The organism is Rhizobacter sp. P3_C12 (assembly GCF_056402735.1).
The window spans coordinates 1-1,266 of record NZ_JBFUGW010000594.1 but is presented as its reverse complement, the minus strand read 5'-3'; the positions used below and the strand labels follow the sequence as shown (position 1 = coordinate 1,266).

Annotated in this window: 1 protein-coding gene; it reads right to left on the bottom strand. The window is 73.9% G+C overall.

Going from position 1 to position 1,266, the window contains the following annotated elements; translation table 11 throughout:
* A partial coding sequence (locus AC1DXV_RS34790) for an AAA domain-containing protein (protein ID WP_477938067.1) occupies positions 1–1,133 on the bottom strand: 1,133 nt, incomplete at its 3' end.
* Between the last annotated feature and the right edge of the window lie 133 nt (positions 1,134–1,266).

Genomic DNA, 1,266 nt, shown 5'->3' with positions numbered 1-1,266 from the left:
GTGCTGCGCAGCACCGGCGACAGCTGCTGCGGGTCGCCGGCGAACAGCCGCGCGCGGCCCAGCGGCATGAGCGCCAGCGCGTGCGCCAGGCTCACCTGGCTGGCCTCGTCGAACACCAGCAGGTCGAACGGGGCCACGCCGTCGGGCGCCAGCTCGCGCAGCGTCTTCAGCGTGAATGCGGCGCGCGTGGTCGTCATCGTCGCGAGCCGGCAACGCCGCAGCACCTGCAGCGAAGCCCGGCGCAATTCGTCGCGCAGCGCGGCCACGCGATCGGCCCAGGCCTTCAGCGCGGCACCGTCGCGCGATGACGGGCGGGCCGCCTCGGCGCGGGCCAGGCGGGCGATCAGGTCGTGGTCGTCGCTGGGGATCAGGTGCTCGCGGCCGGCATAGGCGGCGGCATCGAAGCGCGTGCCCAGCCGTTGCACCGCGGTGCGAGCGTGCTCGCGGCGGCCTTTCTCGAGCGCCTTGTCGACCGCGAGCGTCGCCAGGTCGACCGCCTGGTTGGTGGTCGACAGCAGCAGCACCCGGGCGGCGGGCCGGGTGTCGAGGTATTCGGCCAGCAGCACACCCAGCGTGGTGGTCTTGCCGGTGCCGGGCGGCCCCCACAGGAAGGCGCTGCTGTGCCGCACGAGCGAGAGCGCGTCGCGCTGTGCCGGCCGCAGCCAGCGGAACGGCACGCCGGTCAGCGCCGGGCCCTCGTCCTGCTGCTGCGGGCCGCCGAGGTCGGGCAGGCAGGCCAGGGCGCGCTCGGCCCACGGCGTGTCCCACCAGGCGTCGGCCACGGCGTTCAGGAAGCGTGTCGGGTAGAGGCGGATCAGGAAGTCGGGCCCGGGCGGCGCGGCGCTGGCGTTCTGCAGCACCAGTTGGTCGTCCTCGGGCAGCACGGCCAGCACGCTGGCGCCGCCCTTGGCCGGGGCGCCCCACCAGGCGCTGGCGCCATCGAGGCTGTCGTCCAGCAGCGCCTGGGCCGAGGCCTGGCCCGGCCGCTGGCCCTCGGCATGCACGTGGCCGGGCACCAGCGTCACGCGCCACAGCGGGCCATCGCGCTCGCTGCGCAGCACCTTGAAATCGTAGTACTCGGGGGTGGCTGCCAGCTCGGCGTTCAGCGCCTCGCGCAGGTCGGCGAGGCTCATCGTCGTCGCGGGGGAAGAGGGGAAGAGGGGTCCGAGGGTCGTCAGAAAGCGGTCGGGCCGGATGCGCAAACACCCGGCCCGGCCTGACCATCCGCACCTAATCACCAAGTGAAAATGGCTGGCGGAATCATAG